At 54.5% G+C, this 8936-nt stretch carries 14 protein-coding genes; all 14 read left to right on the top strand.

The window, feature by feature from the left end; genetic code table 11:
• Nucleotides 1-3 precede the first annotated feature (3 nt).
• Nucleotides 4-2109 (top strand): elongation factor G, encoded by a 2106-nt coding sequence (gene fusA / locus E5Q11_RS15590; RefSeq protein ID WP_135804375.1) that lies wholly within the window; start codon nt 4-6, stop codon nt 2107-2109.
• Between the two features lie 35 nt (nt 2110-2144).
• Nucleotides 2145-3341, top strand: coding sequence for an elongation factor Tu (gene tuf / locus E5Q11_RS15585; RefSeq protein ID WP_135804374.1), 1197 nt, complete (start codon nt 2145-2147; stop codon nt 3339-3341).
• 189 nt (nt 3342-3530) lie between these two features.
• The gene (gene rpsJ / locus E5Q11_RS15580; protein ID WP_077529290.1) at nt 3531-3842 is read left to right on the top strand and encodes a 30S ribosomal protein S10; all 312 of its coding nucleotides are present in this window, start codon (nt 3531-3533) and stop codon (nt 3840-3842) included.
• Between the two features lie 74 nt (nt 3843-3916).
• Complete coding sequence (rplC, locus tag E5Q11_RS15575) at nt 3917-4555, top strand: 50S ribosomal protein L3 (protein ID WP_135804373.1); 639 nt, start codon at nt 3917-3919, stop codon at nt 4553-4555.
• Between the two features lie 11 nt (nt 4556-4566).
• Nucleotides 4567-5172: a 50S ribosomal protein L4 gene (rplD, locus tag E5Q11_RS15570; RefSeq protein WP_135804372.1), complete on the top strand. Its 606-nt coding sequence runs from the start codon at nt 4567-4569 to the stop codon at nt 5170-5172.
• Nucleotides 5169-5462 (top strand): 50S ribosomal protein L23, encoded by a 294-nt coding sequence (gene rplW, locus E5Q11_RS15565; protein ID WP_135804371.1) that lies wholly within the window; start codon nt 5169-5171, stop codon nt 5460-5462. Before rplD ends, rplW begins: the two co-directional genes overlap by 4 nt.
• A 17-nt stretch (nt 5463-5479) precedes the next feature.
• The gene (gene rplB / locus E5Q11_RS15560) at nt 5480-6307 is read left to right on the top strand and encodes a 50S ribosomal protein L2 (protein WP_135804370.1); all 828 of its coding nucleotides are present in this window, start codon (nt 5480-5482) and stop codon (nt 6305-6307) included.
• 23 nt (nt 6308-6330) lie between these two features.
• Complete coding sequence (gene rpsS / locus E5Q11_RS15555) at nt 6331-6606, top strand: 30S ribosomal protein S19 (protein ID WP_012139770.1); 276 nt, start codon at nt 6331-6333, stop codon at nt 6604-6606.
• 15 nt (nt 6607-6621) lie between these two features.
• Nucleotides 6622-6954: a 50S ribosomal protein L22 gene (rplV, locus tag E5Q11_RS15550; RefSeq protein WP_007154010.1), complete on the top strand. Its 333-nt coding sequence runs from the start codon at nt 6622-6624 to the stop codon at nt 6952-6954.
• 11 nt (nt 6955-6965) lie between these two features.
• Nucleotides 6966-7649 carry a 30S ribosomal protein S3 gene (rpsC, locus tag E5Q11_RS15545; protein ID WP_007154009.1) on the top strand — a complete coding sequence of 228 codons (684 nt, stop codon included), beginning with the start codon at nt 6966-6968 and terminating at the stop codon, nt 7647-7649.
• 12 nt (nt 7650-7661) lie between these two features.
• Nucleotides 7662-8075 (top strand): 50S ribosomal protein L16, encoded by a 414-nt coding sequence (rplP, locus tag E5Q11_RS15540; protein ID WP_135804369.1) that lies wholly within the window; start codon nt 7662-7664, stop codon nt 8073-8075.
• Complete coding sequence (gene rpmC / locus E5Q11_RS15535; protein ID WP_135804368.1) at nt 8075-8266, top strand: 50S ribosomal protein L29; 192 nt, start codon at nt 8075-8077, stop codon at nt 8264-8266. Before rplP ends, rpmC begins: the two co-directional genes overlap by 1 nt.
• Nucleotide 8267: 1 nt before the next feature.
• Nucleotides 8268-8534: a 30S ribosomal protein S17 gene (rpsQ, locus tag E5Q11_RS15530; RefSeq protein WP_007154006.1), complete on the top strand. Its 267-nt coding sequence runs from the start codon at nt 8268-8270 to the stop codon at nt 8532-8534.
• An 18-nt stretch (nt 8535-8552) separates the two neighbouring features.
• A complete protein-coding gene (gene rplN, locus E5Q11_RS15525) occupies nt 8553-8921 on the top strand; it encodes a 50S ribosomal protein L14 (RefSeq protein ID WP_007154005.1) in 369 nt (122 codons plus the stop codon).
• Nucleotides 8922-8936 lie beyond the last annotated feature (15 nt).

The raw sequence follows: 8936 nt of genomic DNA, 5'->3' as shown, positions 1-8936 counted from the left end.
ACAGTGGCACGTAAGACTCCGATCAAGAGATACAGAAACATTGGTATTTGTGCGCACGTTGATGCGGGCAAGACCACAACCACCGAGCGGGTCCTGTTCTACACAGGTATTTCCCACAAGATCGGTGAAGTTCACGATGGCGCGGCCACCATGGACTGGATGGAGCAGGAGCAGGAACGTGGTATTACCATTACCTCTGCTGCTACCACCTGCTTCTGGCAGGGCATGGACAAGCAGTATCCGGAACACCGGATCAACATCATCGACACCCCGGGTCACGTTGACTTCACCATCGAAGTAGAGCGCTCGCTGCGCGTACTCGACGGTGCGGTTGTCGTGTTCTGTGGTTCGTCAGGTGTTGAGCCCCAGTCCGAAACAGTATGGCGTCAGGCCAACAAGTATGAAGTTCCCCGCATGGTATTCGTCAACAAGATGGACCGTGCCGGCGCCAACTTCATTCGTGTGGTTGAGCAGATCAAGAAGCGCCTTGGCGCAACGGCTGTTCCGATTCAGCTGCCTATCGGCTCTGAAGAAGATTTCGCCGGTGTAATCGACCTGATTCGTAACAAGGCCATCTACTGGAACGAAGACGATGCCGGTGCAACCTATGACCAGCGCGATGTTCCGGAAAACATGGTTGAAGAAGTGGCCAAGTACCGCGAAGAGATGGTGGAAGCGGCGGCTGAAGCCAACGAAGAGCTGATGGAGCGCTACCTCGAAGAAGGCGAGCTGAGCATTGAAGACATCAAGAAGGGTCTTCGTATGCGCACACTGGCCAACGAAATCGTGGTTGCAACCTGTGGTTCTGCGTTCAAGAACAAGGGTGTTCAGGCGGTGCTGGATTCGGTGATCGAATTCCTGCCGGCACCGGATGAAGTCAAGGCTATCCGCGGTGAAGTCGACGAGGACGGTACCGAAGAGACTCGTGTGGCTGATGATGACGCACCCTTCTCGGCGCTTGCTTTCAAGATCGCAACGGATCCGTTCGTTGGGACACTGACCTTCTTCCGTGTTTACTCGGGCAAGCTTGAGTCTGGTAGCGCTGTGTACAACTCGGTCAAACAGAAGAAAGAGCGTGTCGGCCGTATGGTTCAGATGCACTCCAAAGACCGTCAGGAAATCAAAGAAGTTCTGGCCGGCGACATTGCTGCCGCCATCGGTCTGAAGAGCGTGACTACGGGTGACACCCTCTGTGACGAGAACCACAAGATCATCCTCGAGCGCATGGAATTCCCGGAGCCGGTAATTTCGGTCGCCGTGGAGCCCAAGTCCAAGGCGGATCAGGAAAAGATGGGTGTTGCTCTGGGCAAGCTGGCTCAGGAAGATCCTTCGTTCCAGGTGCGTACCGATGAAGAATCCGGCCAGACGATCATTTCTGGTATGGGTGAGCTTCACCTTGACATCATCGTTGACCGCATGCGTCGCGAGTTCAAGGTAGAGGCCAACATTGGTAAGCCTCAGGTGGCCTACCGAGAGTGCATCCGCAAGAACGTGGATGTTGAAGGTAAGTTCGTTCGACAGTCTGGTGGTCGTGGTCAGTATGGTCACGTCAAACTGAAGCTTGAGCCGCTACCTCTCGATGAGGAAGATGGCGAGAACTTTATCTTCGTCAACGAAATCGTTGGTGGTGTGGTTCCGAAGGAATACATTCCGGCGGTCCAGCAGGGCATTGAAGAGCAGATGAAAAACGGCTGTCTGGCCGGTTACCCACTGCTGCGGATCAAGGCCACGCTGTACGACGGTTCTTACCACGACGTTGACTCCAACGAGATGGCGTTCAAGGTTGCCGGTTCCATGGCAATGAAGAAAGGCGCTCTGGAGGCCAGTCCGGCACTGCTCGAGCCGCTGATGCGGGTCGAAGTTGTCACTCCGGAAGATTATATGGGTGACGTTGTCGGCGACCTCAACCGTCGTCGTGGCCTGGTTCAGGGCATGGAAGACGGCCCGTCGGGCAAGACGATCAATGCTGAGGTTCCGTTGTCGGAAATGTTCGGTTATGCCACCGATCTGCGTTCCGCAACACAGGGTCGGGCGTCCTATTCGATGGAGTTTTCCCGCTATATGGAAGCGCCATCGAACATTGCCGACGCGATCATTAAAAAGGGTTGATCCCCAGGACTTAAGAAACAGGAAGAGGTGTAACCGTGTCTAAAGCAAAATTTGAGCGTAATAAGCCACACGTAAACGTGGGCACCATTGGTCACGTAGACCATGGCAAGACCACGCTGACAGCCGCACTGACTCGTGTATGTCACGAAGTGTGGGGAACGGGTAGCGCGAGCGCATTCGACTCGATCGATAACGCGCCGGAAGAAAGGGCTCGTGGTATTACTATCGCGACGTCTCACGTTGAGTATGATTCGCCGGCGCGTCACTACGCGCACGTAGACTGCCCGGGCCACGCTGACTATGTGAAGAACATGATCACGGGTGCGGCGCAGATGGACGGCGCTATTCTGGTTTGCTCCGCTGCAGACGGCCCCATGCCGCAGACCCGTGAGCACATTCTGCTGTCCCGTCAGGTTGGCGTACCGTTCATCGTCGTGTTCCTGAACAAGGCGGACATGGTCGATGACGAAGAGTTGCTTGAGCTGGTTGAAATGGAAGTTCGTGAACTGCTGAGCCAGTACGACTTCCCGGGCGACGATACCCCGATCATTACCGGTTCTGCGCTGATGGCGCTGGAAGGTAAGGATGACAACGAGATGGGTACTACCGCTGTCAAGAAGCTGGTAGAAGCCCTGGACGAGTACATCCCGGATCCTGAGCGTGCGATTGATCAGCCGTTCCTGATGCCGATCGAGGACGTCTTCTCTATCTCGGGTCGTGGTACTGTTGTGACCGGTCGTGTTGAGCGTGGTGTTATCAAGACTGGCGAAGAGATCGAGATTGTTGGTATTAAAGATACCGTCAAGACGGTCTGTACCGGTGTTGAGATGTTCCGCAAGCTGCTGGACGAAGGTCGTGCAGGTGAGAACATTGGCGCGCTTCTGCGTGGTACCAAGCGCGAAGACGTCGAGCGTGGTCAGGTTCTGTGTAAGCCGGGCTCGATCAAGCCGCACACCAAGTTTGAGTGTGAAGTGTACGTTCTGTCCAAGGAAGAAGGTGGTCGTCATACGCCGTTCTTCAAGGGCTATCGTCCACAGTTCTATTTCCGTACCACCGACGTCACAGGTTCCTGTGAGCTGCCGGACGGTGTGGAAATGGTTATGCCGGGTGACAACGTCAAGATGAGTGTTACCCTGATCGCTCCGATCGCCATGGAAGATGGCCTGCGCTTCGCGATTCGTGAAGGCGGCCGTACCGTTGGTGCCGGCGTGGTTTCAAAGATCATCGAGTAACTCTCGTTCGATCCAGCAAAAAGGGGCTGAAACTCAGCCCCTTTTTCTGTTTTTGTCGCAGAATCTGTCCCACGCGAGTGACTGCTGAACGCAGTTGACACTACTGGGTATTATGCATACAATGCGGCTCCTTTTTTTGAAGGTCGGCTAGCTAGCTAGCTGCTACGTACGAGTGGAGTTTGGTGCATCATGCAAAGCCAAAAAATTCGAATTCGGTTGAAGGCGTTCGACTATCGCCTGATCGACCAGTCAACGCAGGAAATCGTCGATACCGCCAAGCGGACCGGCGCCCAAGTGCGTGGACCAATCCCTCTGCCGACGCGGAAGGAAAAGTACACCATTCTGATTTCACCGCACGTCAACAAGGACGCGCGCGATCAGTATGAGATTCGTACACACAAGCGTTTGCTGGACATCGTCGAGCCGACGGAAAAGACAGTAGATGCTTTGATGAAGCTGGATCTGGCAGCAGGTGTAGACGTTCAGATCAGCCTCGGCTAACGCTCGGCGTTAGTCTGTGTAACTGTCATAAGGCCATAGAGGGTGAGAGCCCCGTACACACTAAGAGGTGAAACATGGCAATTGGTATTGTCGGTCGCAAGGCCGGTATGACCCGTATTTTTACGGAAGATGGGCAAGCAGTGCCCGTCACGGTAGTTGAGGTTGAACCCAACCGCATTACCCAGCTTAAAACTCTTGAAAGCGATGGCTATCGTGCGGTTCAGGTAACCGTGGGTAAGCGTCGTTCCTCTCGTGTGACCAAAAGCGCAGCAGGCCATTTCGCGAAAGCCGGTGTTGAGGCTGGTCGTGGACTGTGGGAATTCCGCCTCGCCGATGGCGAAGGCGATGACCTGGCCGCTGGCGGCGAAATTACCGCCTCTATCTTTGAGGATGGCCAGGTTGTTGACGCCACTGGTCAGTCTAAGGGTAAGGGCTTCCAGGGCGGCGTAAAGCGCTGGAATTTCTCCATGCAGGACGCCACACACGGCAACTCCCTTTCTCATCGTGCTCCGGGTTCCATTGGTCAGAACCAGACTCCGGGTAAGGTATTCAAGGGCAAGAAAATGGCGGGCCAGATGGGTAACGCGCAGGTGACTGTGCAGAACCTTCAGGTTGTCCGTGTTGACGCCGAACGCAACCTTCTGCTGATTCGTGGCGCCGTTCCCGGTGCGACCGGTGGAAACGTTGTCATCAAGCCTGCAGTCAAAGCCTGAGGAGCGGTGCGATGGAATTAACAATTACAGGTAGCGGCAAGGGAATCTCTGTTTCCGACGTTGCCTTTGCCAAAGAATTTAACGAGTCGCTGGTTCACCAGGTCGTTACTGCCTATATGGCAGGCGGTCGTCAGGGTACCAAGGCTCAGAAAACTCGCTCTGAGGTGTCCGGTGGCGGTAAGAAGCCCTGGCGCCAGAAGGGCACAGGCCGTGCACGTGCCGGTACCATCCGGAGCCCGATCTGGCGCGCCGGTGGTGTTACTTTCGCTGCCAAGCCGCGCAGCTACGAACAAAAAGTAAACCGCAAGATGTATCGCTCGGCCATGCAGTCCATTTTTTCCGAGCTGGTGCGTCAGGAGCGTCTGGTGGTGGTTGATGACATGACTGTCGAAACTCCCAAAACCAAGGCCTTCACCGCCAAGCTGAAAGATCTCGGTGTCAGTAACGCGCTGATTCTGTCCGACAGTGTTGAGCAGAACCTGCATCTGGCATCCCGCAACATTCCTCACGTCGATGTGCGTGATGTTGCCGGCCTGGATCCGGTCAGCCTGGTCGCCTTCGAAAGCGTTGTGGTGACTGTTCCCGCTCTTAAGAAGATTGAGGAGATGCTGGGATGAATCAGGAACGTATTTATCAGGTTCTTCTTGGGCCGCACGTATCAGAGAAAGCTTCAATGGTTGGCGAAAAAGGCCAGGTGGTTTTCAAGGTTGCGTCCGACGCGACCAAGCCCGAGATCAAGAAAGCCGTTGAACAGCTGTTCAACGTCACCGTCGAAGGTGTTCAGGTTCTGAACCGTAAGGGTAAGCTCAAGCGTACCGCTCGCGGCTTCGGCAAGCGTAATGATCTTCGCAAGGCTTATGTGAAGCTTGCTGAAGGTCAGGACATCGATTTTCTGGATGTGGAATAAGGTAAAGGGGTCGTAAAATGCCGATCGTCAAAACCAAACCAACATCTGCCGGCCGCCGTCACGTTGTTAAGCTCTTTAACCCTGATCTTCACAGGGGGCGCCCTCACGAGCCGTTGGTAGAAGTACTGAAAAAATCTGGTGGCCGTAATAATGTTGGTCGCATTACTACGCGTCACATCGGTGGTGGTCACAAGCAGCACTACCGTGTAATCGACTTTAAGCGGACCAAAGATGGTATCCCGGCGACAATCGAGCGCCTGGAATACGATCCTAACCGCTCGGCGCACATTGCGCTGATCAAGTACGCCGATGGCGAGCGTCGTTACATCATCGCTCCCAAAGGAATGCAGATCGGTGATCCTGTGCGCTCCGGCATCGACGCGCCGATTAAAGTAGGAAGCACGCTTCCGCTCCGGAACATTCCGGTCGGTTCTGTGATTCACTGCGTCGAAATCAAGCCTGGCAAAGGTGCTCAGCTGGCTCGCTCTGCGGGCGCATCCGTACAGCTGGTTGCTCGGGAAGGGGCTTATGCCACTATCCGCCTGCGCTCAGGTGAAATGCGTAAGGTGCTTGTGGACTGTCGTGCAACGTTGGGCGAAGTGTCCAACAGCGAACACAGCCTCAAGCAGCTTGGTAAAGCGGGTGCATCACGTTGGCGCGGTAAACGTCCAACAGTACGTGGTGTTGCTATGAACCCAGTTGACCACCCACATGGTGGTGGTGAAGGGCGTACCTCTGGCGGGCGTCACCCGGTTACTCCGTGGGGTGTTCCGACCAAAGGGCATAAGACTCGTAAGAACAAACGTACTGACAAGATGATAGTACGTCGTCGTTCAGCCAAGTAAACGACTACATAGAGGTAATTGCTGTGCCACGTTCTTTGAAGAAAGGTCCTTTTATAGACCTGCATCTGTTGAAGAAGGTCGAGGCAGCTCTGGAAGCGAACGACAAGCGACCGATCAAGACCTGGTCGCGCCGTTCCACGATTTTTCCGGAGTTCGTAGGCCTGACCATTGCAGTCCACAACGGCAAGCAGCACGTGCCGGTTTATGTCACCGAAGATATGGTTGGACATAAACTGGGTGAGTTCGCGGCAACGCGTACTTATCGTGGTCATGCGGCCGACAAGAAAGCTAAACGCTGATTTGAGGTAATAAAAATGGAAGTAGCAGCCAAGTACAAGGGCGCTCGCCTCTCAGCTCAGAAAGCACGTCTTGTCGCTGACCAAGTACGCGGCAAGGCTGTTGAGGACGCCCTGAATATTCTGACTTTCAGCCCTAAGAAGGCAGCGGTCATTCTCAAGAAAGCGCTTGAGTCTGCCATTGCCAACGCTGAGCACAACGAAGGTCTGGACGTAGATGATCTGCGGGTATCCACCGTGATGGTGGATGAAGGTCCGACGCTCAAGCGAATCAAAGCTCGAGCCAAGGGGCGCGCTGATAGAATTTTCAAGCGCACCTGTCATATCACCGTCAAGGTCGCCGACAAGTAGGAGATGCTCAGATGGGTCATAAAGTAAATCCAACCGGCATGCGCCTGGGTGTGATCAAAGAGCACAACTCAGTGTGGTACGCCGAAAAAGCGGAATACGCGAACAACCTGTTGAACGATATTCAGGTTCGCGAATTCCTCGACAAGCGTCTGGTAAAGGCGTCTGTCAGCAAGATTGTGATCGAGCGCCCAGCTCAGAACGCCCGTATCACGATCCATACCGCCCGCCCCGGTATCGTTATCGGTAAGAAGGGTGAGGATGTTGACCGTCTTCGTCGCGAAGTTAGCGACATGATGGGTGTGCCTGTGCACATCAACATCGAAGAAGTCCGCAAGCCGGATCTGGATGCCCGCCTGGTAGCGCAAAACGTTGCCGGCCAGCTTGAACGTCGTGTCATGTTCCGTCGTGCCATGAAGCGCGCGGTACAGAACGCCATGCGTCAGGGTGCCAAGGGTATCAAGATCCAGGTAGGCGGTCGTCTCGGGGGCGCTGAAATTGCCCGTTCCGAGTGGTATCGCGAAGGTCGCGTTCCGCTGCACACACTGCGTGCAGATATCGATTACTCGACCTACGAAGCGAAAACCACCTACGGCATCATCGGCGTCAAGGTATGGATCTTCAAAGGTGAGATTCTTGGTGGTATGGAGCAGGTCCGTGCTGACAAGAAAGCCTCTGGGAAGAAAGGTTCTAAGTAAAGGGGCACTCTTATGCTGCAACCAAAACGCACCAAATTTCGCAAGGTAATGAAAGGCCGTAACACCGGTCTTGCACACCGCTCGAACAAGGTGAGCTTCGGTGAATACGGATTGAAGGCGACAACTCGTGGACGTATAACTGCGCGCCAGATTGAGGCAGCGCGTCGTACCATGACACGTCGCATCAAGCGGGGCGGGAAGATCTGGATCCGGATTTTCCCGGACAAGCCGATCTCCAGCAAGCCGCTGGAAGTACGAATGGGTAAAGGTAAGGGTTCTGTCGAGTATTGGGTGGCTGAAATTCAGCCAGGCCGTATGCTCTACGAGATGGAAGGTGTTTCTGAGGAAATTGCTCGCGAAGCCTTCACTCTCGCTGCGGCGAAACTGCCCGTACAGACCACCTTTGTAACGAGGAAGGTGATGTGATGAAAGCAACAGAGCTGCGTGAAAAGTCAGTCGAGGAGCTGAACCAAGAGCTGATCGACCTCCTGAAGGAGCAGTTCAACCTGCGCATGCGTAAAGCGACAGGTCAGCTGAATCAGTCTCACCTTCTTCCGAAGGTGAAACGCGACATTGCTCGTGTGAAGACAGTTATGAACGAAAAGGCAGGACAGTAACATGACTGAAGCTACCCAAACTGCCAGAACCCTGAGCGGCAAGGTCGTGAGCAACAAGATGGAGAAATCCATTGTGGTTCTGGTTGAGCGCCAGGTGAAGCATCCTCTGTACGGTAAGTACATGAAGCGCTCGTCCAAGATCCATGCTCACGATGAAAGCAATCAGTGCAACATTGGTGACACCGTTACAATCCAGGAAACCCGTCCGGTCTCCAAGACCAAGAGCTGGGCTCTGGTTGAGGTCACCGAGCGTGCATCCAAGGTGTAATTCGCCCGGAGAACAACCATGATTCAGACTCAAACAATGCTTGAAGTCGCGGACAACAGCGGTGCACGGCAAGTTATGTGCATCAAGGTCCTGGGCGGTTCACACAGGCGTTACGCCAGCGTCGGGGACATCATTAAGGTGACCGTTAAGGAAGCCATACCCCGCGGCAAAGTGAAGAAAGGCCAGGTCCTGAAAGCTGTTGTAGTACGTACCCGCAAGGGTGTGCGTCGTCCCGACGGGTCGCTGATCCGTTTTGACGGAAACGCGGCAGTACTTCTGAACAATCAGGACGCTCCCATTGGTACCCGTATCTTCGGACCGGTTACCCGTGAACTGCGAAATGAGAAGTTCATGAAAATTATTTCACTGGCACCCGAAGTACTTTAAGGACCAGAGGCCGGT

This window comes from Marinobacter confluentis (assembly GCF_004785685.1).
In the GTDB taxonomy this organism is placed as follows: domain Bacteria; phylum Pseudomonadota; class Gammaproteobacteria; order Pseudomonadales; family Oleiphilaceae; genus Marinobacter; species Marinobacter confluentis.
The sequence above is the reverse complement of the archived record's forward strand: the minus strand, read 5'-3'. Positions and strand labels throughout refer to the sequence as shown.